The 23612-nt window shown below is 45.9% G+C and carries 24 protein-coding genes; 21 read left to right on the top strand and 3 right to left on the bottom strand.

Going from position 1 to position 23612, the window contains the following annotated elements; genetic code table 11:
• Nucleotides 1–49: 49 nt before the first annotated feature.
• From glpX to BTR1S_RS00900, 6 genes are all read left to right on the top strand, one after another.
• Entirely contained in the window at nucleotides 50–1015 is a 966-nt protein-coding gene (gene glpX, locus BTR1S_RS00930) for a class II fructose-bisphosphatase (RefSeq protein WP_006639437.1), read from the top strand.
• A 491-nt stretch (nucleotides 1016–1506) separates the two neighbouring features.
• Nucleotides 1507–2790, top strand: a complete 1284-nt coding sequence (gene rho / locus BTR1S_RS00925; protein WP_006639436.1) for a transcription termination factor Rho — start codon at nucleotides 1507–1509, stop codon at nucleotides 2788–2790.
• A 125-nt stretch (nucleotides 2791–2915) separates the two neighbouring features.
• Nucleotides 2916–3116 carry a 50S ribosomal protein L31 gene (gene rpmE, locus BTR1S_RS00920; protein ID WP_006639435.1) on the top strand — a complete coding sequence of 67 codons (201 nt, stop codon included), beginning with the start codon at nucleotides 2916–2918 and terminating at the stop codon, nucleotides 3114–3116.
• A gap of 81 nt (nucleotides 3117–3197) precedes the next feature.
• Nucleotides 3198–3782 carry a thymidine kinase gene (locus tag BTR1S_RS00915; protein WP_006639434.1) on the top strand — a complete coding sequence of 195 codons (585 nt, stop codon included), beginning with the start codon at nucleotides 3198–3200 and terminating at the stop codon, nucleotides 3780–3782.
• Nucleotides 3783–4137: 355 nt separating this feature from the next.
• Nucleotides 4138–5841, top strand: coding sequence for an oxaloacetate-decarboxylating malate dehydrogenase (gene malS / locus BTR1S_RS00910; RefSeq protein WP_006639433.1), 1704 nt, complete (start codon nucleotides 4138–4140; stop codon nucleotides 5839–5841).
• Nucleotides 5842–6056: 215 nt separating this feature from the next.
• Complete coding sequence (locus tag BTR1S_RS00900) at nucleotides 6057–7016, top strand: AEC family transporter (protein WP_006639432.1); 960 nt, start codon at nucleotides 6057–6059, stop codon at nucleotides 7014–7016.
• Nucleotides 7017–7064: 48 nt separating this feature from the next.
• Here BTR1S_RS00900 and racA read toward each other — a convergent pair whose 3' ends face one another.
• Both racA and gloA2 read right to left on the bottom strand, forming a co-directional pair.
• Nucleotides 7065–7616: a chromosome-anchoring protein RacA gene (gene racA, locus BTR1S_RS00895; RefSeq protein ID WP_029419644.1), complete on the bottom strand. Its 552-nt coding sequence runs from the start codon at nucleotides 7614–7616 to the stop codon at nucleotides 7065–7067.
• 141 nt (nucleotides 7617–7757) lie between these two features.
• On the bottom strand, nucleotides 7758–8141 hold the full coding sequence (gloA2, locus tag BTR1S_RS00890) for an SMU1112c/YaeR family gloxylase I-like metalloprotein (protein WP_006639430.1): 384 nt from the start codon (nucleotides 8139–8141) through the stop codon (nucleotides 7758–7760).
• Between the two features lie 134 nt (nucleotides 8142–8275).
• Here gloA2 and prfA point away from each other — a divergent pair, with 134 nt between their 5' ends.
• Nucleotides 8276–9346 (top strand): peptide chain release factor 1, encoded by a 1071-nt coding sequence (gene prfA / locus BTR1S_RS00885; protein WP_006639429.1) that lies wholly within the window; start codon nucleotides 8276–8278, stop codon nucleotides 9344–9346.
• A 2-nt stretch (nucleotides 9347–9348) separates the two neighbouring features.
• Nucleotides 9349–10215: a peptide chain release factor N(5)-glutamine methyltransferase gene (gene prmC / locus BTR1S_RS00880; protein ID WP_006639428.1), complete on the top strand. Its 867-nt coding sequence runs from the start codon at nucleotides 9349–9351 to the stop codon at nucleotides 10213–10215.
• Between the two features lie 142 nt (nucleotides 10216–10357).
• On the opposite strand, the gene BTR1S_RS00875 is transcribed toward prmC, so the two are convergent.
• Nucleotides 10358–11347, bottom strand: coding sequence for a LacI family DNA-binding transcriptional regulator (locus tag BTR1S_RS00875; RefSeq protein WP_029419643.1), 990 nt, complete (start codon nucleotides 11345–11347; stop codon nucleotides 10358–10360).
• 106 nt (nucleotides 11348–11453) lie between these two features.
• Here BTR1S_RS00875 and BTR1S_RS00870 point away from each other — a divergent pair, with 106 nt between their 5' ends.
• From BTR1S_RS00870 to upp, 13 genes are all read left to right on the top strand, one after another.
• The gene (locus tag BTR1S_RS00870) at nucleotides 11454–12767 is read left to right on the top strand and encodes a DegT/DnrJ/EryC1/StrS family aminotransferase (protein ID WP_006639426.1); all 1314 of its coding nucleotides are present in this window, start codon (nucleotides 11454–11456) and stop codon (nucleotides 12765–12767) included.
• Nucleotides 12754–13602, top strand: coding sequence for an HAD-IIB family hydrolase (locus tag BTR1S_RS00865; protein WP_029419642.1), 849 nt, complete (start codon nucleotides 12754–12756; stop codon nucleotides 13600–13602). The genes BTR1S_RS00870 and BTR1S_RS00865 overlap by 14 nt, the downstream gene beginning before the upstream one ends.
• Before the next feature lie 13 nt (nucleotides 13603–13615).
• Nucleotides 13616–14662 carry a Gfo/Idh/MocA family protein gene (locus tag BTR1S_RS00860; RefSeq protein WP_029419641.1) on the top strand — a complete coding sequence of 349 codons (1047 nt, stop codon included), beginning with the start codon at nucleotides 13616–13618 and terminating at the stop codon, nucleotides 14660–14662.
• Between the two features lie 74 nt (nucleotides 14663–14736).
• Nucleotides 14737–15921 (top strand): MFS transporter, encoded by a 1185-nt coding sequence (locus tag BTR1S_RS00855; RefSeq protein ID WP_006639424.1) that lies wholly within the window; start codon nucleotides 14737–14739, stop codon nucleotides 15919–15921.
• A 121-nt stretch (nucleotides 15922–16042) separates the two neighbouring features.
• Nucleotides 16043–16702: a stage II sporulation protein R gene (gene spoIIR / locus BTR1S_RS00850; protein ID WP_006639423.1), complete on the top strand. Its 660-nt coding sequence runs from the start codon at nucleotides 16043–16045 to the stop codon at nucleotides 16700–16702.
• Between the two features lie 350 nt (nucleotides 16703–17052).
• Entirely contained in the window at nucleotides 17053–17496 is a 444-nt protein-coding gene (locus tag BTR1S_RS00845) for a GNAT family N-acetyltransferase (RefSeq protein ID WP_029419640.1), read from the top strand.
• A 158-nt stretch (nucleotides 17497–17654) separates the two neighbouring features.
• Nucleotides 17655–18698, top strand: a complete 1044-nt coding sequence (locus tag BTR1S_RS00840) for an L-threonylcarbamoyladenylate synthase (RefSeq protein WP_029419639.1) — start codon at nucleotides 17655–17657, stop codon at nucleotides 18696–18698.
• A 72-nt stretch (nucleotides 18699–18770) separates the two neighbouring features.
• Nucleotides 18771–19331: a manganese efflux pump MntP gene (locus tag BTR1S_RS00835; RefSeq protein ID WP_006639420.1), complete on the top strand. Its 561-nt coding sequence runs from the start codon at nucleotides 18771–18773 to the stop codon at nucleotides 19329–19331.
• Between the two features lie 147 nt (nucleotides 19332–19478).
• Nucleotides 19479–19931: a low molecular weight protein arginine phosphatase gene (locus BTR1S_RS00830; RefSeq protein ID WP_029419638.1), complete on the top strand. Its 453-nt coding sequence runs from the start codon at nucleotides 19479–19481 to the stop codon at nucleotides 19929–19931.
• A 142-nt stretch (nucleotides 19932–20073) separates the two neighbouring features.
• Nucleotides 20074–20523 (top strand): ribose 5-phosphate isomerase B, encoded by a 450-nt coding sequence (gene rpiB, locus BTR1S_RS00825; protein WP_006639418.1) that lies wholly within the window; start codon nucleotides 20074–20076, stop codon nucleotides 20521–20523.
• A gap of 15 nt (nucleotides 20524–20538) precedes the next feature.
• The gene (locus BTR1S_RS00820) at nucleotides 20539–21081 is read left to right on the top strand and encodes a TIGR01440 family protein (RefSeq protein WP_006639417.1); all 543 of its coding nucleotides are present in this window, start codon (nucleotides 20539–20541) and stop codon (nucleotides 21079–21081) included.
• A gap of 227 nt (nucleotides 21082–21308) precedes the next feature.
• Nucleotides 21309–22556, top strand: coding sequence for a serine hydroxymethyltransferase (gene glyA, locus BTR1S_RS00815; protein ID WP_006639416.1), 1248 nt, complete (start codon nucleotides 21309–21311; stop codon nucleotides 22554–22556).
• Nucleotides 22557–22711: 155 nt separating this feature from the next.
• The gene (gene upp / locus BTR1S_RS00810; protein WP_006639415.1) at nucleotides 22712–23341 is read left to right on the top strand and encodes a uracil phosphoribosyltransferase; all 630 of its coding nucleotides are present in this window, start codon (nucleotides 22712–22714) and stop codon (nucleotides 23339–23341) included.
• Nucleotides 23342–23612 lie beyond the last annotated feature (271 nt).

Here is a 23612-nt window from a genome sequence, read left to right as displayed (position 1 = left end):
ATGACATACAAAAACCGATTCTAGATTGGTGAGAGGAGATCAGATAGGAATGGAAAGAAGCTTATCAATGGAACTTGTACGTGTAACAGAAGCGGCTGCGCTTAAGTCGGCGCGCTGGATGGGAAGGGGAAAAAAAGACGAAGCCGATGACGCGGCGACAAGTGCCATGAGGGATGTGTTTGACACCATTCCGATGAAGGGGACAGTCGTTATCGGTGAAGGCGAAATGGATGAGGCCCCTATGCTTTATATTGGAGAAAAGCTTGGGAACGGCTACGGTCCCCGTGTAGACGTGGCGGTCGATCCGCTTGAAGGAACGAACATCGTAGCGAGCGGCGGCTGGAATGCCCTAGCCGTTATCGCAGTTGCGGATCACGGAAACCTTTTGAACGCGCCCGACATGTACATGGATAAAATCGCTGTTGGCCCTGAAGCAGTCGGCTGCATCGATATTGAGGCGCCGGTTATTGATAACTTGAAGGCCGTGGCAAAAGCCAAAAATAAAGATGTTGAAGATGTCGTGGCAACCATTTTGAACCGTCCGCGCCACGAAAAGATCATTCACGAACTCCGGGAAGCCGGCGCGAGAATTAAGCTGATCAACGACGGTGATGTAGCCGGCGCGATCAACACCGCTTTTGATCATACGGGTGTTGACATTTTATTCGGTTCGGGAGGAGCCCCGGAAGGCGTTTTATCTGCAGTGGCCCTGAAAGCCCTTGGAGGAGAAATCCACGGCAAGCTGCTTCCGCAAAATGAAGAAGAGCTGAAACGATGTGAAAAAATGGGCCTTGATACGTCTAAAGTGCTGCGCATGGAGGATCTCGTCAAAGGCGACGACGCGATTTTTGCTGCGACAGGCGTGACAGACGGAGAGCTGCTGAAAGGCGTCCAATTTAAAGGATCTGTTGGAACAACGCACAGCGTCGTCATGAGAGCCAAATCCGGAACTGTCCGGTTTGTCGACGGCAGACACAGCCTAAAGAAAAAGCCTAACCTGGTCATTCGGCCTTAAAGGAAAGAAAAAGCGGGGAATCATTGACGACCCGCTTTTCCCCTGTATTCGCCGTATGAATTGAACGGATGAAAGCATTCTGGTACAATTGCAGGCGGCTTGATGCTTCTTACCGTGCCTCATGAGCGGGCATGCTTCGTTTTCAAAACAGAGTCATCTCTATCAATTTTATGTCAAAACACAAATGAAGTTGAATATGATCGTCAAATAAGGTAAAAATAAAGAGTGCTGCGAAATTTTTTCCGGGCCTCCCTGTTCTGGAAGGGAGAGCCGAAATTCCTGCCGCATCAACATGATATGCGATAATCTTCTCTTGTTAAGTCCTCGCTTCTTTCTCGACTCATACTTATAATCCTTTTCAATTCGTCGATATATATGGGTGGAAGCGTTGCCGATAGAAGCTGACATCGGCTGTATCAATAAAAGCGTCTCTGTTAAATGTTATGGGACAAAAAGCAAATTTATATGATTAGAAAAGCGTGGTGTTCTTAGTGAAAGATGTATCCATTTCATCTTTAGAAAATATGAAATTAAAAGAGCTGTATGAGCTGGCGAGACATTACAAAATCTCGTATTACAGCAAACTGACAAAAAAGGAACTGATTTTCGCCATTTTGAAAGCCAATGCCGAACAGGAAGATCTTTTGTTTATGGAAGGCGTTCTGGAGATAATCCAATCGGAAGGTTTTGGTTTTCTGAGGCCGATTAATTATTCGCCAAGCTCAGAAGATATCTATATTTCCGCTTCTCAAATCCGCCGCTTTGATTTGAGAAACGGCGACAAAGTGTCGGGAAAGGTCCGGCCTCCAAAAGAAAACGAGCGGTACTACGGTCTTCTCCATGTTGAAGCTGTCAATGGGGATGATCCCGAATCAGCCAAAGAACGCGTGCATTTCCCGGCTCTAACGCCTCTTTATCCTGATCGCCAGATGGTGCTGGAAACGAAGCCTAATCATCTGTCGACGAGAATCATGGACATGATGGCGCCGGTCGGCTTTGGACAGCGCGGATTGATTGTGGCGCCGCCTAAAGCGGGTAAAACCATTCTCTTGAAGGAAATTGCGAACAGCATCACGACGAATCATCCTGAGGCAGAGCTGATCGTCCTGCTGATTGATGAACGGCCTGAGGAAGTCACAGATATCGAACGTTCAGTGGCCGGAGATGTCGTCAGCTCGACTTTTGATGAAGTGCCTGAAAACCATATTAAGGTGGCCGAGCTTGTGTTGGAGCGTGCCATGAGGCTCGTCGAGCATAAAAAAGACGTCATCATTCTAATGGACAGCATCACAAGGCTGGCCCGGGCCTACAACTTAGTCATTCCGCCAAGCGGCAGAACTTTGTCAGGGGGGATAGACCCTGGAGCGTTCCACCGTCCGAAGCGGTTCTTTGGAGCGGCGCGGAACATTGAAGAGGGCGGAAGCCTGACAATATTGGCGACTGCGCTTGTGGACACAGGATCGCGCATGGATGATGTCATTTATGAAGAGTTTAAAGGAACCGGAAACATGGAGCTCCACCTTGACCGTTCTCTTGCGGAAAGAAGAATTTTCCCTGCCATTGATATCCGCCGTTCGGGTACGCGTAAAGAAGAGCTTCTTGTTCCGAAAGAACACCTTGACCGCCTGTGGTCCATTCGCAAAACAATGTCCGACACACCGGACTTTGTAGAGAAATTCATGAGAAAAATGAAAAAGACCAAAACAAACCAGGAATTCTTCGATATGCTGATTCAGGAATGGAAGCAATCTAATATGTCGGCGGCCAGACGCTAGTAGAAACTTTAGTTTGCAAAACGTCCAGATCGCTGTTATAATTCTATCATGTGCGTTCCGGAGATTTTGTCCGGAATAATAACTCTGTTTCCGAATGGGATTCAGGGCGGAAGGAGATGACAGAAATGAAAGCAGGAATTCATCCTAATTTCAAAAGAGCAACTGTGAAATGCGCTTGTGGAAACGAATTTGAAACAGGTTCAGTAAAAGAAGAGGTACGCGTTGAGATTTGTTCTGAATGCCATCCGTTCTACACTGGCCGTCAGAAATTCGCTTCTGCCGATGGTCGTGTTGATCGCTTTAACAAAAAATACGGTCTTAAGTAATAATAGATATTATCAACAGGCAGGAATGTTTTCTTGCCTGTTTTTTACGTGCCATAAATCGCTGGAGAGGGGTTAAAGACAATGTACATCATGAAGCAAAGCGGCTGGCTTGAACTCATATGCGGAAGCATGTTTTCAGGTAAATCGGAAGAGCTGATCCGCCGGGTCAAAAGAGCGACATTTGCAAAGCAGGAAGTGAAAGTGTTTAAGCCTGCGATCGATAATCGCTACAGCGACGATTCCATTGTGTCTCATAATGGGACAGCCATTGTATGCCACTCGATTACGTCTCCAAAAGAAATATTTGAACACATCAGTGAAAAAACGGATGTGATCGGCGTTGATGAAGTGCAATTTTTTGATGAAACGATTATCGATACTTTAACCGCTCTGGCAGATCAAGGTTACCGCGTCATTGCCGCCGGACTTGATCAAGACTTTCGCGGAGAGCCCTTCGGTGTAGTACCGGATTTGATGGCATTGGCGGAAACGGTGACCAAACTGCAAGCGGTATGTTCTGTCTGCGGTTCCCCCGCAAGCAGGACCCAGCGGCTGATCAATGGAAAACCGGCCTCATACCATGATCCGGTCATTTTGGTGGGCGCATCTGAAGCGTACGAACCGCGCTGCCGCCACCACCATGAAGTGCCGGGAAAGCCGGAATAAAGGTAAAGGAACATTGATTGTCCGTCATATGTTTGATAAAAAAATATCGTGGAAAAACACTTGGTAATAACAAGTGTTTTTTTTATTGAATTCTTTTTGTGTGAATAATTGTAATTAAAAAACTTATTTAAGGATACGAAAAAATTATCTAATTTTCATCGCTTGAATTATGACAAAAGCAGGCATAAAATGACTTACTGTAGTCAGAAAAAATGTAAATAGGTTTTAGGTATTGTTCAGATTATTGTCAAAAACGCGCGTTCAAAATTGACAAATCCAAATGTGTGACAAATGCCTCACTAGCTCATTGTAATTATTTCACCTTATTAACATTTTAAGAAAGAAGGTAATTAGTGTGAATAACATGAAAAAAACGAAGGAAGGATATTTAGAGACTTCTTTAAGAGGAAAAGACGTATTATCGATTCCTGCGTTAAATAAAGGGGTGGCCTTTACTCTTGAAGAGAGAAGAGATCTCGGTCTTGAAGGTCTGCTGCCGCCAACAGTACTTAGTCTTGATCAACAGGCAGAACGTGCATATGAACAGTTTTCAGCACAGCCTGACCGCCTTCGCCAAAACGTATACTTAAACGATCTTCAAAACCGGAATGAAGTGCTTTTTTATAAATTATTACAAAATCACCTTCGTGAAATGCTGCCGGTTGTTTATACACCGACTGTCGGGGAAGCGATTCAGGAATACAGCCATGAATATCGCAGACCGCATGGCGTCTACTTATCTATCGATGATATTGCCGGAATTGACACAGCGTTTAAAAATCTTAAAGCTTCAGCTGATGACATTGATTTAATCGTTGCCACTGACTCTGAAAGCATTCTCGGAATCGGCGACTGGGGTGTCGGAGGCATCAATATTGCGATTGGTAAGCTTGCTGTTTACACGGCCGCGGCGGGAATTGATCCGAACCGCGTGATTCCGGTTGTGCTTGATGTCGGAACGAATAATGAAAAGCTTCTCAACGATCCATTGTACATCGGAAACCGTCATCCACGTGTACAAGGCGAACGTTATGATGAATTCATCGACGCTTATGTGAATACAGCATTGAAATATTTCCCTAATGCGCTTCTGCACTGGGAGGATTTCGGAAATAAAAACGCCCGCAATATTATGGGTAAATATAATGATAAAATTGCGACATTTAATGATGATATCCAAGGAACAGGAGCGATTACGCTGGCGGCCATTTTAGCGGCTGTTAAAAGAACTGGAACATCATTAAAAGAGCACCGCGTTGTCATCTTCGGACCGGGATCTGCCGGCATCGGAATTGCTGATCAAATCCGTGACACGATGGTTCTTGAAGGACTGTCTGCCGAAGAAGCCAATCAGGCGTTCTGGACAGTCGATTACAGAGGACTGTTAATCGAGGGTATGGATGATATCCGCGACTTCCAAGAGCCGTACTTGCGCACGACAGACGAAGTGAAAGATTGGAAACGCAATGATAAAGGCGAAATTTCGTTCGAAGAAGTTGTTCGCCAAGTGAAGCCAACCATTTTAATTGGTACATCTGGTGTGGCGGGAGCCTTCACAGAGGAAATTGTAAAAGAAATGGCGGCACACACAGAGCGTCCGGTTATTTTGCCGATGTCAAACCCTACACCGCTTGCTGAAGCTGTTCCGGAAGATCTGTTCAAATGGACTGACGGAAAAGCATTGATCGCAACAGGCAGCCCGTTTGAACCAGTCACTTACAACGGTGTGTCGCATGAAATTGGACAATCAAACAATGCTTTTGTTTTCCCTGGACTGGGGCTTGGAACGATCGTTGCAAAAGCGAAAGTGATCACCAATGGAATGTTTGCGGCATCCGCAAATGCAGTTGCAAAAATGGTTGATAATGAGAAACCTGGTGCGGGGCTGCTTCCGAAAATTGATGATCTTCAAGATGTGTCCATTCAAGTTGCAATAGATGTGGTAAAAGCAGCTATGAAAGACGGAGTGGCCCGGGTTCAGCCGGACGATATTGAACAAGCAGTGCGCGATGCAATGTGGCGTCCTGAGTATAAAACGATTGTCGCAAAACGTGACTAATATTTTCCGCTAAGGAAAGGATAAAAATATGTTTCGCGGCTGAAAGCTTGGACGTCCTGTCCAAGCGCCGCGATCAAGATCTGTAACTTCAGGATCGGCGGATATTCTGCTGTCACGATATCCTGTAAAAGAGGGATCGGCGGTCCGAATGCTGTCCGGCCGCCGTTAATTACCAAGTCCTGATCCAATGGGACAACATAGAGGAGGAAACAGCTTTGAGCTTTTTAAATATTTTAATCCTCCTTGCGCCAATATTTTTTGTTATTGCGCTGGGATGGTTTGCCGGTCATTTTGGAAGTTATGATGCGAAATCAGCAAAAGGGGTAAGTACGCTCGTTACGAAATATGCGCTTCCCGCTCACTTTGTTTCAAGCATCTTGTCTACGCCGAAAGATAAATTTTATAGCCAAATTCCGTTGATGATTTCACTGATTGTCGGAATCGTCGGTTTTTACGTCATTATATTACTTATTTTGAGATTTTTATTTAAATACGATTTAACGGATGCGTCAATGTTTTCGTTAAACTCTGCCCAGCCGACATTTGCTTTTATGGGAATTCCGGTTTTGGGAAGCTTGTTCGGGATGCAGGAAGTCGCGATTCCGATCGCGATTACAGGAATCGTCGTCAATGCGATGCTCGATCCTTTGGCAATTATTGTAGGTACTGTAGGACGTTCATCTAAAAAACAAGATGAAAACAACAATGAGAGCATTTGGAAAGTGACAGGAAAATCCATTTTGCACGGTTTGTCTGAGCCGTTGGCTTTTGCACCGCTCGCAAGTATCATTCTTGTGCTATTAGGTCTGCAAATTCCTGAATTGCCGCAGAAAATGCTCGATATGCTCGGAGACACAACATCTGGTATCGCTCTGTTCGCAGTCGGTGTAACAGTCGGTATCCGCAATATCAAATTCAGTGTGCCTGCGTTGAGCATCGCCTTGTTAAAGGTTGCTGCACAGCCTGCGTTAATGTTTGTGATCGCCATGATTTTCGGCTTATCTTCTGCCGACATGACAAAAGCAGTGCTTCTTGTCGCATTCCCTGGTTCTGCCGTGGCTGCGATGATCGCTACAAACTTTGAAAGCCAGGAAGCTGAAACAGCGTCTGCATTTGTGATCAGTGCGGTGCTGTCCATTATTTCGCTGCCGATCTTAATCGCAATTACCGCATAAGAAAAAAGCTTGCAAGTCTGGTTTGGGACTTGCAAGCTTTTTTTGCGCTTAAAAGGAAAAGATCGATTTGAATCTTCTTTTCGGTTTGTCTTCTCTTCGGGGAGGCAGTTCTTTTTCGATGCTGCTGCTTTCCAATTCGCGAATTTTTTGTTCGAGTGTTTTGATTTGCTGCCTCTCTTCTTCGAGTTCGCGTCTTTGCTGAAGAAGCTGATAAGAGACGACATCATCCGCTTTTTGCTCAAGCTTCCTTTCCAGTTCTGCGATTTTTTTCTGAAGCAATTCCCGTTCAAACTGTTCATGCTGCAAAAAGCGCTGCAGCTTTTCTTCAAAGATGTCGCTGAGGTGTTCAGGCTCTTTCGGCTGAACGCTGTCATTCTTGTTGATCAAGAAGGATGTTGTTGGCCGCTTGACGATGACATCCTGCATCGGCGTTCCGTTTTTCAGCTGTTCTTTTACATCCTCTAAAACGGCAATATCATCATTCGAAAAGAAATAATGGCCAAGCTCATTCCGTGAGGCTGGCAAATTCAGCTGTTTGACCCAGCGCTGAATCGTTTTTGTTGAAACACCGAGTTTATTTGCCGCATCCGTAGTATTCATGGTCATTCCTCCTTTTTAACCTGTGGCTTTTTCATCTAACAGGGGTATTCGACCTGAATGGGAAGCTTCCTTCCCGTTAGACAAAAGAAGAAGGGATTCGGCAAAGAAATCGGTTTTTCTCAAGGATTGCCGCGGAATGTGCTAGGCTTCATACAATTCCAGAGGCAGGCCGTCGGGATCGGAGAAAAACGTGAACCGTTTTCCGGTACCGGGATCTGTGCGGATCGGTTCAGCCGAAATGCCTTTTTGGCCCAGCTCGCTGACGGTTTGGTCAAGATCGTCCACTGCAAAAGCCAAATGGCGGAGCCCGGCTGCTTCAGGGCGTGTTACACGTTCGGGCGGGTTTGGAAATGAGAACAGTTCAATGATATACCGGCCGTTCAATGCGAGATCGAGTTTGTACGAATCCCGGTCTTCTCTATAGGTCTCAGCGATGATCTCAAGGCCAAGCTTGTCGACATAAAATGCTTTGGAAGTTTCATAATCCGAGCATATGATGGCGGTATGGTGTATCGATTTCAGCATGTGATAAGCTCCTTTTTTCTTAAAGTATAACAAAGCGGAGGGGGAGGAGCCTATCTTTTGCCAGGTTGTTTTGACTGGGAAGAGTCCCTATACTATAATTAGAATGTTACGCACAGCAAACAGAGGTGAAGAGCGTGTTAGACCGTTTAAAATCGATAGAAGATCGTTATGAAAAATTAAATGAACTGTTAAGCGATCCGGAGGTCGTAAACGATCCGAAGAAGCTTAGAGAATATTCAAAAGAGCAATCCGATCTGCAGGAAACAGTTGAGGTATATAGACGTTATCGCAGCGCATCAGAACAGCTGAATGATGCGAAAGCGATGCTTGAGGAAAAGCTTGATCCGGAAATGCGCGATATGGTAAAAGAGGAGATCTCAGAGCTTCAGGAAGAAATCGAAACTTTGACAGACCAGCTGAAGGTCTTGCTTATTCCGAAAGACCCGAACGATGACAAAAACGTCATCATGGAAATCCGCGGTGCGGCCGGCGGTGAGGAAGCGGCATTATTTGCCGGAAACCTTTACCGGATGTACACCCGTTATGCTGAGCTGCAAGGCTGGAAAACCGAAGTCATGGAAGCCAATACGACCGGAACAGGCGGCTATAAAGAGATTATCTTTATGATCAATGGTAACGGAGCATACTCAAGACTGAAATACGAGAACGGCGCTCACCGGGTGCAGCGTGTACCTGAAACAGAATCAGGAGGCCGCATCCATACGTCAACGGCAACGGTTGCCTGTCTGCCGGAAGCGGAGGAAGTCGAAGTTGAAATCCACGAGAAAGATATTCGCGTCGATACCTTCGCCTCAAGCGGCCCGGGAGGACAAAGCGTAAACACGACGATGTCCGCCGTCCGCCTCACACACTTGCCGACGGGTGTTGTCGTTTCGTGCCAGGACGAGAAATCGCAGATTAAAAACAAGGAAAAAGCGATGAAGGTTTTGCGCGCGCGGATATATGACAAGTTTCAGCAGGAAGCCCAGGCCGAATATGATCAGAACCGGAAATCGGCAGTCGGTACGGGAGACCGTTCAGAGCGCATCCGTACGTATAACTTTCCGCAAAACCGCGTCACAGACCACAGGATCGGCCTTACGATCCAAAAGCTCGACCAAATTCTTGAAGGCAAGCTTGATGAAGTGATTGACGCCCTGATTGTAGAGGATCAGGCAAGCAAGCTTCAGCAGGCGGAGAGCTAAACATGAAAACAATTTTCGAAGCCCTCAGGTGGGCTTCTTCTTATTTGACGGAAGCGGGAAGAGACCGAAATGCCGCGGAAATTTTGCTGACAGATCAGCTGAACATCGACCGCAGCAAATTGTTGGCAAGCTTCCATGATGTCATATCAGAGTCTGATTTTTTGGGGTTCAAAAAATCTGTCGAGCTTCATCATCAAGGAGTGCCTGTTCAACATATCACCGGAAAAGAGTTCTTTTACGGACGGGAATTTTCGGTAAATGAACACGTTCTGATTCCGCGTCCTGAAACAGAGGAAGTCGTTGAAGCGGTCCTTTCCGAAGCGGAAAGGGTTTTTCCCGGAACGGATCGTCTGAAAGCCGTCGATGTCGGTACAGGGAGCGGGGCGATTGCGGTGACCCTTGCGCTTGAGAGCCCGCGTTTTGCCGTCACAGCGACGGATATTTCGGAACAAGCTTTAAGGACGGCAAGACACAATGCTGACCGGCTTGGAGCGAAAGTGGATTTCATCGGCGGCGATTTGCTTGAGCCGCTTATCACGCAACAGAAGAAAGCTGATGTCATTGTTTCGAATCCGCCTTATATATCTGAGGAAGACATGAAGACGCTGTCAGATGTCGTCCGCCTTCATGAACCCGCCGGGGCTTTGACGGACGGTGCTGACGGATTGCAGTTTTATAAGCGTTTCATGAAAGAAATTCCTTTTGTCATCTCAGATCAGGCACTGGTGGTGTTTGAAATCGGCTGGACTCAGGGGAATGCCGTCAAAGACATGTTTCACCGGTTTTTTCCTGATGCGGATGTGCGGGTAAAGAAGGATCTTAATGGAAAAGACCGCATCGTCTGCGCGGTAATTGAACAACATAGTTAAAAAAACCGCCGGAATTCCCGGCGGTCTTTTTTGTTTGAAAATAGGAAACCCGGCCTTGACCGTTCAGGCGGCTTGTTTTACTATTTTTTTACAAAATTTTTATCTGAATAAAATAAAAAATAGTTCAAGATTAATATATAGCCTAAACAGATTGTCTTATTTTTAATGTAGGGGACAGTGTGGCGACATCCCTCTGTAAGCCGCTTTTCCCATTCAGAAGGTTTACCATTGCACATACGGCTTTTTGAGCCAGCTCTTCAACAGGTATATCGATTGTCGTGATTTCCGGATCGGTCACCTCACAGATCGATTGATTGTCATATCCAAGCACTGCAAGCTGCTCTGGCACTTCATATTGATAATATCGGGCCCTTTTAATAATTCCTGCGGCCACTTGGTCGTTTCCCGTAAAAATGGCGGTCGGCTTTTCGGACATGCTGTGGATCTGGTCCATAATGCGGAAGCCGTCATGAATGGTAAATGCGTGGCTGAACATCCACTTCTCCTGGAAATGTAAACCTGCATCAGACAATGCTTTCATAAACCCTTCTTTTCTCATAATCTGGGCCTTGCTGTGTATCGTATCACAGCAAAAGGCCATTAAATGATGCCCTTTTTGAATAAAAAGCTCCGTTCCTTTATAGCCGGCTTCGAATTCGTCATAGCAAATCACCGGCACGTCCGCTTTGGCGTGGAATTCATTCGCCAAGACCACGGGACCGTATTTGAGGTATTTTTTAATGTTTTCCCATTCATTTTCAAGGCTGCATAACATGACGCCGTCGACTTCTTTCCTCTTGAGGAGCTCCAGCACTTTCAGTTCATTCTGCTTTTGATAAAACGTCTGAAACACAATGACTTTGTATTGGTGTTTCAGCGCTTCAGCGGACATATGCTTCATGAGCTGCGCGAAGAATGGGTGATCCGCGTGAGGGACAGACACCGCGAGAAACATCGTTTTGTTGGATCTGAGCTTTCGTGCAGACGTGTTCGGGATGTAGTCCAATTTTTCGATGACTTCCAAAACCCGCTTCCTTTTTTCTTCAGATACATAGGGATGATCGTTCAGTACTCTTGAAACAGTTGTTTTTGACACATTACTTAATTTTGCAATTTCGTCAATCGTAGGCATAAAGTCACTTCCTGAAAAAAAGAGTTGTTATGGTATCGATTCCATCATTTAAGATATGTCATGAAATATGACAATTTCCCAAAATAATAAAAATGGGGTGAAATTGATGAAAACCGCAAGCGAAAACATGACTTGCACAAGCAAACAGCTATTTGCCCTTCTGAATGATTTGAAGGAAGGGAAGCTCGCTGGTGAATGCCGTATAGACGACACACTGGCCAATCAAAAATTAAAAGAGACATTGCAGCAGGACCAATTCGACATGACCGCCAATTTGCTGAACAGAATGGATTCCCCGCCCTCCAGAGTTGATTTTATGCCGCTTCATCGCCTGATCACAGAAGAAGAAGTAGAAGACGTGATTCATGCGGTGAAAGACGTGCTGCCGACCGGGCAATTTACAAGCGGTTCTTATGTTGGCGTATTTGAAGCTGAAATAGCCGCTCTTTTGAGAAAAAAGCATGTCATGGCTTCCTCCAGCGGAACCGATGCCATGATTGTCGCACTGAAGGCTGCGGGTGTTGGACAAGGTGATGAAGTCATTATGCCCGCAAACAGTTTTGCTGCAACGGAAAATGCCGTGCTTGCAGCTGGAGGCACTCCGGTTTTCTGCGATATTGACCCTGTTACATTTTGCATGGACCCTTCTGAAATTGAAGCATGTGTCACTTTGAAAACGAAATGCATTTTGCCTGTACACCTTTATGGAAAGCTGCCAGACATGGAAGCCATCGCAAAAATCGCTGATAAATACGGCATACCGATTATTGAAGACGCCTGCCAGTCGATCGGCGTTTCCGATCTGGGAAAAAACAGCCTTTGCTCCATATTAAGCTTCAATCCGTATAAAAATCTCGGCACATGCGGAAAAGCCGGCGCAATTGTGACGGACGATCCATCATTTGCATCCGCATGCATGGAATATATGTATCACGGCTTTGAACTGAATCAAAAAAATAAAAAGGCGGCTGATTACGGCTTTAACGCTAAGATTGATAATCTGCAAGCCGCTATTGGACTGGCAAGGATGAAATATCTTTCATTAAATAATCTGAAACGCTTATATTTAGCAGATCGTTATATTGCGCATTTGCAGCAGTATGAAGACAGAGGTCTGATCAAACTGCCTCAAATGACCGATGATCATGTATGGCATTTGTTTACAATAAAAATAATAAACGGAAATCGAGACCAAGTCAAAGATATGATGCTTAAATTTCATAATGTCCAAACAGATATTTACTACCCGATTTTATCCCATCATCAACACACACCACTTGTAAAAGCCAATTATCAGCACACATCGCTGCCGGTCACTGAATCAGTGCATAAACAAATGCTTCAGCTTCCTCTCTATCCGGGACTCACCGTAGAAGAACAAGACAAAGTAATGGAGGCCTTAATTGATGTCGTATCATGAAACACTTTCTTTTCACACCTTACAGCAAGTAAACAAGCCGAAGTACGCCGTATTTTGCGATTTTGATGAGACATATTTCGCCCACAGCATCACCGATGAATCGAGAAAAGCGCTCATGGACCTTGAAACATTTATTCATTCGCACCATCTTGATCACAAGATTTTGCTCGGCTGGGTGACCGGGAGCAGCCTGTCATCCGTTCTTGCAAAAATGAAGCGGGGAGGCTTTCGATATCTTCCGCATTTTGTCGCCAGTGATCTTGGCACTGACATCACCTATTTCTCCGAAGAAGGCCAAGTCTCTGATAAAGATTGGGAAGCCCGATTGCAAGAATCAAATTTCTCGCGTGAGCTTGTCGAAGAAATCAAGCAGACTCTCTCTAAAAAATATGAGATTGCGCTTGTGCCTCAGACTCAGCATGGTTTTTCCCGCTATAAAATCAACTATTACTATACATCGTCGGATGAGAGCACGGACAAGAGAGCGCTTGAAGCCATCAGGCGGCTGGCAGCAGAGCATGAAATAGGAGTAAATATCAATCGCTGCAATCCTTTGGCAGGCGATCCGGAAAACAGCTATGATGTGGACTTTATCCCTTTGCGGACGGGCAAACCGTACATTGTGGATTTTATATTGGATAAATTCGCGATAGAGAGGGAGAATTCATTTGCTTTCGGCGACAGCGGAAACGATGTGGATATGCTTAAAAAAACCGGACATGGTTATCTGGTTGGAAATGCGACAGCAGAAGCCAAGTCGCTCCATTCCCGGATTACAGAAGGCAGCTATACGGCTGGAATTTTAGAAGTGCTAAAAGCCCATATCAAACGATAAGGAGTGTCCTTAGATGAAAATCGGAATTATTGGAGCCGGAGGAATTGCAAAAGCTCATGCGAAAGCTCTCTCAACAGTCAAAGGTGCCGAGCTTTCCGGGTTTTATGATATCAACTCGCTTGCCTCGCGTAAATGTGCGTTTGAATACGGAGGAACTGCATTTAATAGTATGCAGGAGCTGCTGAATCAGTCGACGGCAGTCATCGTTTCATCGCCGAACTTTTGCCATAAAGAACATGTGCTTGAAGCGATGGCCGCAGGTAAGTATGTATTGTGTGAAAAACCGATGGCTGTCTCAATGGAAGAAGCGGAGGAGATGAAAAACAGGGCGTCTCAATCTGCTTATATTCCGATCATGGGCTTCAATTACCGCCATCTCACATTTGTTCAGCGCCTAAAAGATATGATATCCGGCAATGAACTTGGAGATATTTTGTCGATCAATGTCCATTTTAAGAAAAACAGCGCCTTGAGAAGAAAAAAATATACTTGGCGCGATCATTCGAAAAGCAACAAAACGAGCGGGGCATTAGGAGATTTGGGTGTGCATTTAATCGATCTCATTCTCTATTTGTTCGACAGCCCGTTTAAACTGGACAGTTTAAAAGTCAAAATGATGACGGTCGTCAAAGAAAAAGAACAAAAACAGGTATATGTTGATGACCATTCTGAAGTATACGGCCAGCTTGAAAATCATGTGTTTGTAAATATGATTACGTCAAAATGCACAAAAACGGATGAGTGCGGCTTTAGCATCGAGGTCAATGGCCAAAACGGCGTATTTTACTATCATTCACGGCAGAAAAATCAGTTTTTGCTGAGGACCGGATTGTCGGAGCAGATGATAACAATGCCGGATACGTGGCTGACAGACCCTGAAAATGAATTTTACGGATGGGCCGATTCCTTCAGAGTTCAGCTGATCCAATGGATGAACGGGATTCGGGATCGCAATTTCGCATCTCTTGCCACTTTTGAAGATGGATACAAGACGCAGTTCTATTTAAATGAATTTTTCAATAAAGGTCAGCAGCTGTCCCTTTCAAAACAAGCAAACTAGCATTGTGAAAAACCCTTGCCGGCCGTGCCGAAAGCCGCAAGGGTTTTATGGTCTGCAACGAAGGAGTGAGTCTAATGAAAAAAATATTTCTATTCGGCTGTTCGTTTTATTTTCTTGTAGGGGTTATCCATATCCTGCTGGGGAGCCTGTCGCCGTATATCATTCAAGAATATCATCGGGATCTTCATGATTTATCCTTCCTGATCTTTTTTCAATTCACCGGTTTTTTAATCGGTGTTCTGCTTGCGCCGATATTTGTCAGACGCACCTCTCATACGGCTGTATTGACGTTTGGCCTTCTTCTTATTCTCGTTACGCTTTTAGGCGTTTTCCTTTTTGATATGTTCATCTTTTTTGTCATCATGGGGTTTTTGCTCGGCTTTGGCGCGGGTACTTTAGAAACGACGATGGGAGCGTATGTGATTGCGCAAGATAAAAATGCGAAAGGGATGAATATTTTAGAGGTTTTTTTCGGGTTGGGCGCTCTGCTGTTTCCTTTTCTTATTTATATCCTTACGGAACGATATGCCTGGCATTTCCCCTTGTATGCTTTATTTATCTTCGTTTTTGTGCTTGCGTGTATGTGGGCGGTTTATTTGCGCAGAAAAACCCCCGACACTGCTTCCGGTCAAATGGCTTATCAGGAAAAACCGACTGTGTCAGCCATATTTGAAACCGGAAGGAAGGAAAAAAACATTTTCCTCTTTCTCATCTTCGCTTTTGTATATGCGGGTATCGAGACCAATTTCGCAAACTTTCTGCCGGCGCTGATGCTGGAAAAAGGAGCAGAGGAAATCAGCGTGATCAGCGTCTCGTTTTTTTGGACGGGAATGGTGTGCGGACGCTTATTGACAAGTATTTTTGGCGGACGCTTAACTTCTGTTGCCTTTCTGATCTTCAGTGCCGGAGCCTTGGCTGCTTTGCTTTTGATTCTGGCGTGGTTTCCGGTTCACCAAACACAGCTGCTCCTCGTATTTTTCATCGGGCTTTCGGCAGCCGGAATTTTTCCGTGCGCCGTCACTCTGGCCTCGTTGGCCGGAAAGCCTTTTACAGAGGAAATCACCAGTCTCTTCATTTCATCCGCGAGTCTTGGAGGAGCGCTTCTTTCATTTTTGATCGGCTGGGCGATTGATGCAAGCGCAGCCGCTGTCTTCCCGTTTCTGCTCTTCGGCGGATTAGGGGGCTTGCTGCTGGTGATCAGCGCGGTGATTTTTTTATCCGGCCTGCAAAAAAACAAGCAGAGCCATTTGGATATGTAGATCTTTTAGGGAGAGATTACAAGCTTAGTAGGATTTTTTTTCAGCATCCGTTTAAACCGTTCCATCTTTGACCATAATGTTGCTAGAAAAGGTTGAAGAACGGAGAGGAACGGTGGGGAAAATGAAGAAATCAAACATTGCCTGCATGTATATTTTTCTTTTATTAATAGGAGCGCTTGCAAATCTCACGACGGAAGAGACGGCCCAATCATCAGGCGGGAAGCCTGCCGTGATTCCTGATGAAGCGATTCGGCTGCGGATTTTGGCAAACAGCGACAGCGGGAGCGACCAAAGCATCAAACGCAAAATCAGGGATGAGGTCAATAAACAAATTACGAAATGGGTGGAAAACCTGACCTCGGTTGAGGAAGCGAGGCAAATCATCAGGTCGAAGCTGCCCGAAATCAAAGAGGTTGCCAAGGATGCCATGAAACGCGAAAATGTCCGGCAATCCGTGTCCGTCCGTTTTGATCGAGTTTCATTTCCAACAAAGCTATACGGCAATATGGTGTATCCGGCCGGAGAATATGAGGCTGTTTTAATTACATTAGGCAAGGGAGAGGGAGCCAACTGGTGGTGCGTCCTGTTTCCGCCGCTTTGCTTTCTTGATTTTTCCAATGGGGAAGCCGTAAAGTCGCCTGAAGACGAACAAACCGCTGCCGGGGAAAACCGCCAGGAAGAAAAAACAGCCGCAGCGGATGAAGCGGGATCTGGCAAAGATAAAGAAGACAAAGAAGTGAAATTTTTTCTTGTCGAATGGATTACCGGGCTTTTTTCTTAAAGGGACCGCCTTGCTTTCGTGCAGGGCGGTTTTTTACTGTTTGAATCTATTATTTTTGATGATGGTTATTCACGCTTCTGAATATGATATAATTTTCCAAAACGGTGCAGGGGAAATACTGCTTTTCGGACATACACCTTTTGCTCCTTTCTGATGCGCCAATTACATTGCGCGGCAGAAGAGAAACTGTCTTATCACCAGTACAGAGTTTATTTGCATACTCATTCAAAGCGTTAGTTCCTGCTAATCAAAATTGAAAAATGAATAGCCGGCTTTCTTCCAAATCAAAAGGTATATTTTACTGTCGCCCTCATAGATTGGATAGAGAAGTTAAAAAACGGGGTGAAAAGATGTTCTACCAATTGAGGTTAGCGGAAACAAAAGATAAGGATGCGATTGAAGCCTTTTTAAAAGAGGCGGGGACAAGCCATAAAGGAATTAAAGTGAATCACGGCCAATTTATTATGATGGAAGATTCTCAGAAAAAAATCGTCGCCTGCCTCGGGATGGAGGAGTTCGAAAAGAAAAAAGGGCTTTTGCGGTCGCTTGTCGTTTCTGATAAGCTGAGCCAGGGCCATATTGTCTCTCTGTTTCAAAGCATGCAAGTATTGTGTGAAAAGAGGGAGATTCATACATTGTATGTAATCGCAAACAAGCGGACATCCATGGACTTTCTAGAAGTGCTTGGCTTCAAACAATTGGAAAATGTGCCCAATGAACTATATGAATCCGAACATGTCTCAGAATCACTGAAAACAAAAGGAGCCGTTTTGATGGTGAAAACATCTGCATAATCTCTGATTTATACACAGAGATATCCACGGTTTCATAAGCGTTATCCACAAAATGTGGACAACGCTTGTTTTCTTTTCCCTCATCTTTTATACTTTCAACAGGATTTACATGAATAATTAAGGTTTTTTAGTGTTTTGTTAAGGGAGATCTGATATGAATGAATACAACATTATGGACTGTGGATTCAACAGGTGATTTGTCCACAAACTATCCACAAATTACACAAGCGGCACAGCTGCTTCAGCATAATGAAACGGTCGCCTTTCCGACGGAAACCGTTTACGGCCTAGGTGCAAACGCAAAAAGTACGGATGCCGTTGCTAAAATATATGAAGCAAAAGGGCGGCCCAGCGACAATCCCCTGATTGTCCACATCGCCGACACCGAACAGCTGAAGGAATTTGCAAAGATTGATTCAGCTCAGGCCGAAACGCTGATGGAACAGTTTTGGCCGGGTCCGCTGACGCTTGTTCTGCCCTGCAAGGAAGGTGTGTTATCCACAAGGGTGACCGCCGGGCTTGACACGGTGGCTGTCAGAATGCCTGATCATCCAGTCGCAATCGAACTGATTAAAAGAGCCGGCGTTCCTGTAGCGGCTCCGAGCGCAAACATATCCGGCAAACCGAGCCCGACAAAAGCCGAGCATGTCGTTCATGATTTAAACGGACGGATTGCCGGGATCGTCGACGGCGGTCCTACAGGTGTAGGCGTGGAATCGACGGTTGTTTCCTGCACTGGCGGCATTCCGGTTATATTAAGGCCGGGCGGCGTTACAAAAGAGCAGCTCGAACAAGCGGTTGGCCCCGTTATGATTGACCAGGGGATTACAGATGAGAAGAAAGCGCCAATATCCCCTGGAATGAAATATACCCATTACGCGCCGGAAGCCCCGCTTGCCATTGTAAAGGGAAGCAGTGAAGACATCCAGCGGCTGATTGAGCAGTATCAAAAAGATGGCATGAAGGTCGGCGTTCTCACCACAGAAGAACGGGCAGGCGCATATCAGGCGGATGCCGTCCGCATTTGCGGCACAAGAGACCGCCTGGAAACCGTTGCTGCCGGGTTGTATGACGCTCTCCGCAGCTTTGATGGCGAAGATCTCGGCTTTATTTTTGCCGAATCTTTCCCTGAGGAAGGCGTGGGCCGCGCGATTATGAACAGGCTGCTGAAAGCGGCCGGACACCGCGTCATCGAAGCGTAGCCGGGGGGATTGTTCTATCTTCCTTTGGACGTGCATAAGCTAGAAAAGCTGGCGTGTCCAAGGGGGAATCTCATGAGTGTTGACGTGTTGATAGGTGAAATCCTGACGCTGAGTATCATGGCATTCGCACTCGGCATGGATGCTTTTTCAGTTGGTCTTGGAATGGGAATGGCCAAGCTGAGAAACAGCCAAATGCTTCAAATCGGGGTCATTATCGGATTGTTCCATGTCATCATGCCGCTATTCGGAATGATGGCGGGACAGTTTCTCTCCGGTGCGCTTGGCGCGCTTGCAGGCTATATTGGGGGAGCGCTTCTCTTGGTGCTCGGCATTCAAATGATTGCCGCATCTTTCAATAAAGACGGGGAGCAGATCATCTCTCCTGACGGCTTCGGCCTCTTCATATTTGCCGTCGGCGTCAGCCTTGACAGCTTTTCCGTCGGGCTCAGCCTCGGCCTCTACGGAACGAGACCGTTTTTGACGATTTGTTTATTTGGTCTGTTCAGCATGGTGTTGACATGGGCGGGTCTTTTTCTCGGAAGAAAAGTCCAGGCATGGCTTGGCGCGTACAGCGAAGCGCTCGGCGGTGCGATTCTGCTCAGTTTCGGATTAAAGCTTTTACTGCCCATTTAAGCAGAAAATGCGAAAAAAAACCTTCGCTGTTCCATAACATAATGAAAAGCTAAAAAGAGGGGGGAAGCCCCCTCTTTTTGATTTTTGAAGCGGAATTGATTCATTTTCGGCCAAATCCATTATAATAAGAGAAAGGAGTGAACGCAGTTGAACATACTATTTGTCTGTACTGGAAATACGTGCCGAAGCCCGATGGCTGAAGCGCTTTTTAAGTCTGCGGCTTCCAGGAAGAAGCTGGACGTCTCCGTAAAATCCGCCGGATTGTTTGCTCCAGAAAACGGAAAGGCTTCATTATATGCGGTCGAGGCGCTGTTTGAAAAAAACATTGCGCTTAATCATTCATCAGCTCCGCTTTCCAAGGAAAAGATCGAGTGGGCCGACCTTGTTCTGACGATGACAGAACAGCACAAGTTTTTAGCGAGACAGGAGTATCCGGACGACCAGGAAAAAATCTATACGTTAAAAGAGTATGTCATGGGTGGAAACGGAGACATCGCCGATCCGTTCGGCGGCTCTCTCAGCGCTTATCAAAAAACAAGGGATGAGCTTGAGCATTTATTGAAAGAGCTGGCCGAAAAGCTGTCTGAGACAATGCAGTGAAAGTTCAAAGCCGGGTGCGTTTGCAAAACAAACAGCAGAGGGTAAAATAAGACATATGTCAGAGACGTGCAAAACAATAAGCGCCCGGCGGCTAGCCTTGTTTCACATTTTGGCGACACATAAAATGAGGAGGAATCATCCCATGAAAGTAATCATTGCTTCAGATCACGGCGGAATCAATATCAGAAAAGAAATTGTATCATTGATGGAAGAGTTGAACATCGAATACGAAGATTTGGGCTGTGAATGCGGTTCAGGGTCTGTGGATTACCCGGATTATGCTTTCCCGGTCGCTCAAAAAGTGGCAGACGGAGAAGCGGACAGAGGGATTTTAATTTGCGGCACAGGGATCGGAATGAGCATTTCCGCGAATAAAGTAAAAGGCATCCGCTGTGCCCTTGTTCATGATGTATTCAGCGCCAAAATGACAAGAGAGCATAATGACACGAATGTTCTGGCGATGGGTGAACGCGTGATCGGACCGGGGCTGGCCAGGGAAATCGCAAAGGTTTGGCTTACGACTGAATTCACCGCGGGGCGTCATGCCGTCCGGATCGGAAAAATTGCCGAATATGAAGACAAGCATATATAAAGGGTGTCATCAGCCATGAAAAATCTCGAACAAACGTGGACTTCTATATTGGAGGAATTTCATACAGAAGCGGGTTTGCGGGCCGGCCAGGTCATTGTCATCGGATGTAGCACAAGCGAAGTCGCCGGGGAGCATATTGGGACTTCCGGAAGCGAAGATATCGCCGCTGCGATATACAGCGGTCTTGAGACGCTTCAGCAAAAGACGGGCGCCGCTCTCGCGTTCCAATGCTGCGAACATTTAAACAGGGCTTTGGTTGTTGAGAAAGAAACCGCCGAGGCTTGGCGTCTGCCGATTGTCTTCGCCGTTCCTGTTCCAAAGGCCGGGGGTTCGATGGCGGCGTACGCGTACAAAAAAATGAAGGAACCGGTGCTTGTTGAACAAATAGCGGCCGATGCGGGGATCGATATCGGCGACACATTTATCGGGATGCATTTAAAGCCTGTGGCCGTTCCGGTCCGCGTCTCTGAAAACAAACTTGGAGAGGCGCATGTAACGCTTGCGCGGACAAGGCCGAAACTGATCGGCGGGGTTCGAGCCGTTTATGAAACGGAATAGCGAAAAGCCGGATGGGGGAATGGTAACATCCGGCTTTTTTCTTTTTTAAAATAATATTGTGATGAATGAATTATCGAACTATAATATTATTATAATCTTTTAATATTCGGATTTTGGGATGATAAAAAACGATTTTTAAAAATAATCTTTTACATTTGCATGAAAAACCGTGTACAATGAGATGGTATGATTAACGAAATGGAAACAGATAGGAGAGGATCTCGCTGATGAAACATTTACCTGCGCAAGATGAACAAGTATTTAGCGCCATTCAAGATGAGCGGAAACGTCAACAGTCGAAGATTGAGCTGATTGCTTCCGAAAACTTTGTAAGTGAAGCGGTTATGGAAGCTCAAGGCTCCGTCTTAACAAATAAATATGCAGAAGGTTATCCCGGCAAGCGTTACTACGGCGGATGCGAACATGTAGATGTCGCGGAAGACATTGCAAGGGACCGCGCGAAGAAAATTTTCGGCGCAGAGCATGTGAACGTTCAGCCTCATTCAGGCGCACAAGCAAACATGGCCGTATACTTCACCATTTTGGAGCATGGCGACACGGTTCTGGGAATGAACCTTGCCCACGGCGGACATTTAACACATGGAAGCCCTGTTAACTTCAGCGGTGTCCAATACAACTTCGTAGAATACGGCGTTGATAAAGAAACGCAATATATTGACTACGAAGATGTCCGCGAAAAAGCGCTCAAACATAAGCCTAAGCTTATTGTTGCCGGAGCGAGTGCATATCCCCGCACAATCGATTTCAAAAAATTCCGTGAAATCGCCGATGAAATCGGGGCTTATGTGATGGTCGACATGGCGCATATCGCCGGACTCGTGGCTGCAGGTCTTCACCCGAATCCTGTTCCTTATGCTGACTTTGTGACGACGACGACTCACAAAACACTGCGCGGTCCGCGCGGCGGTATGATCCTTTGCCGCGAAGAGTTTGCAAAGCAAATTGATAAAGCGATTTTCCCCGGCATTCAAGGCGGACCATTAATGCATGTGATCGCGGCAAAAGCTGTTTCCTTCGGCGAAGCCTTGCAAGACGATTTCAAAACATATGCACAAAACGTCATCAACAACGCCAAGCGCTTGGCAGAGACATTGACGAAAGAAGGCATTCAGCTGGTGTCCGGCGGAACAGACAACCATCTTGTGCTGGTTGACCTGCGTTCTCTCGGAATTACGGGCAAACTCGCTGAAAATGTGCTTGATGAAGTCGGTATCACCGTAAATAAAAACGCGATTCCATATGATCCGGAAAAGCCTTTTGTGACAAGCGGAATCCGCGTCGGTACAGCGGCGGTTACAAGCCGGGGCTTTGACTTGGAAGCGATCGAAGAAGTGGGAGCGATTATCGCGCTTGCACTGAAAAACCATGAGGACAAAGAAAAGCTTGAAGAAGCAAAAAAACGCGTAATCGCATTGACAGACAAATTTCCTTTATATACAGGATTGGATTATTAAATGAATCATGCCGCCCCTTTATAGTGGGCGGCTTTTTGTCATAAATTTGTAGTTCGATTTTTGTTGAAACCTGCTGTTTTTTTATGTAGAATCAATAGAAGTGTGAAAAAATGACCGTTTTTTCGGAACACAACATAAAGGAGCTGAAAACGGATATGGGAAAGGTATATGTGTTTGATCATCCCCTTATACAGCATAAGCTTACATACATTCGCGATGTAAAGACCGGAACGAAAGAGTTCAGGGAGCTTGTCGATGAGGTTGCAACGCTGATGGCCTTTGAAATTACGCGCGATCTCCCTCTTAAGGAAGTCGATGTTGAAACACCTGTTCAAAAGGCCAAATCAAGTGTGATCGCCGGCAAAAAACTTGGTGTCGTTCCGATTCTCAGAGCGGGGCTTGGAATGGTAGACGGCATTTTGAAGCTGATCCCGGCGGCAAAAGTCGGCCATGTGGGGCTTTACCGCGACCCTGAAACCCTGAAGCCTGTCGAGTATTATGTCAAGCTGCCGTCTGATGTGGAAGAGCGCGAATTCATCGTTGTCGACCCGATGCTTGCAACCGGCGGCTCAGCGGTCGAAGCGCTGAACAGTCTGAAAAAGCGCGGCGCGAAAAACATTCGATTCATGTGCCTGATCGCCGCACCTGAAGGCGTGGATGAGGTTCAGAAGCATCATCCCGACGTCGATATTTACATCGCCGCACTGGATGAAAAATTAAATGAAAAAGGCTATATCGTTCCAGGTTTGGGTGATGCCGGAGACCGGATGTTCGGAACAAAATAATGAAAGAAAATCCTTAAAAAGGGTTTTCTTTTTTTGCGGTTTATTCCATAATTAAACATGTGTGTGTTGTAAATAAGGCGAAATTGTGAACATTTTGTGAGAAGCTTCCTGATTATGAATAGTTTTTTAACTTTAAACAGATTGACACCTCAGAGGGGCTATTGTATGCTAAAATAGGCTATTATGATAAGGTTTTCATAGCGGTTATCATAATGACCAGTCCTCTGTTAAAATCCTTTGAAAACCCCATATTGGCAGGCGACAGACTGAA

Origin of the sequence: Bacillus sonorensis NBRC 101234 = KCTC 13918, assembly GCF_001592005.1 — a bacterium.
Classification (GTDB): Bacteria; Bacillota; Bacilli; order Bacillales; family Bacillaceae; genus Bacillus; species Bacillus sonorensis.
This window is presented reverse-complemented; position numbering and strand designations above follow the sequence as displayed.

Coding starts and splice junctions, on each gene's coding strand:
- glpX (WP_006639437.1), top strand. CDS start 50: ATGGAAAGAAGCTTATCAATGGAACTTGTACGTGTAACAGAAGCGGCT.
- rpmE (WP_006639435.1), top strand. CDS start 2,916: ATGAAAGCAGGAATTCATCCTAATTTCAAAAGAGCAACTGTGAAATGC.
- BTR1S_RS00915 (WP_006639434.1), top strand. CDS start 3,198: ATGTACATCATGAAGCAAAGCGGCTGGCTTGAACTCATATGCGGAAGC.
- racA (WP_029419644.1), bottom strand. CDS start 7,616: ATGAATACTACGGATGCGGCAAATAAACTCGGTGTTTCAACAAAAACG.
- gloA2 (WP_006639430.1), bottom strand. CDS start 8,141: ATGCTGAAATCGATACACCATACCGCCATCATATGCTCGGATTATGAA.
- prmC (WP_006639428.1), top strand. CDS start 9,349: ATGAAAACAATTTTCGAAGCCCTCAGGTGGGCTTCTTCTTATTTGACG.
- BTR1S_RS00875 (WP_029419643.1), bottom strand. CDS start 11,347: ATGCCTACGATTGACGAAATTGCAAAATTAAGTAATGTGTCAAAAACA.
- BTR1S_RS00870 (WP_006639426.1), top strand. CDS start 11,454: ATGAAAACCGCAAGCGAAAACATGACTTGCACAAGCAAACAGCTATTT.
- BTR1S_RS00865 (WP_029419642.1), top strand. CDS start 12,754: ATGTCGTATCATGAAACACTTTCTTTTCACACCTTACAGCAAGTAAAC.
- BTR1S_RS00860 (WP_029419641.1), top strand. CDS start 13,616: ATGAAAATCGGAATTATTGGAGCCGGAGGAATTGCAAAAGCTCATGCG.
- BTR1S_RS00855 (WP_006639424.1), top strand. CDS start 14,737: ATGAAAAAAATATTTCTATTCGGCTGTTCGTTTTATTTTCTTGTAGGG.
- spoIIR (WP_006639423.1), top strand. CDS start 16,043: ATGAAGAAATCAAACATTGCCTGCATGTATATTTTTCTTTTATTAATA.
- BTR1S_RS00845 (WP_029419640.1), top strand. CDS start 17,053: ATGTTCTACCAATTGAGGTTAGCGGAAACAAAAGATAAGGATGCGATT.
- BTR1S_RS00840 (WP_029419639.1), top strand. CDS start 17,655: ATGAATACAACATTATGGACTGTGGATTCAACAGGTGATTTGTCCACA.
- BTR1S_RS00835 (WP_006639420.1), top strand. CDS start 18,771: ATGAGTGTTGACGTGTTGATAGGTGAAATCCTGACGCTGAGTATCATG.
- rpiB (WP_006639418.1), top strand. CDS start 20,074: ATGAAAGTAATCATTGCTTCAGATCACGGCGGAATCAATATCAGAAAA.
- BTR1S_RS00820 (WP_006639417.1), top strand. CDS start 20,539: ATGAAAAATCTCGAACAAACGTGGACTTCTATATTGGAGGAATTTCAT.
- glyA (WP_006639416.1), top strand. CDS start 21,309: ATGAAACATTTACCTGCGCAAGATGAACAAGTATTTAGCGCCATTCAA.
- upp (WP_006639415.1), top strand. CDS start 22,712: ATGGGAAAGGTATATGTGTTTGATCATCCCCTTATACAGCATAAGCTT.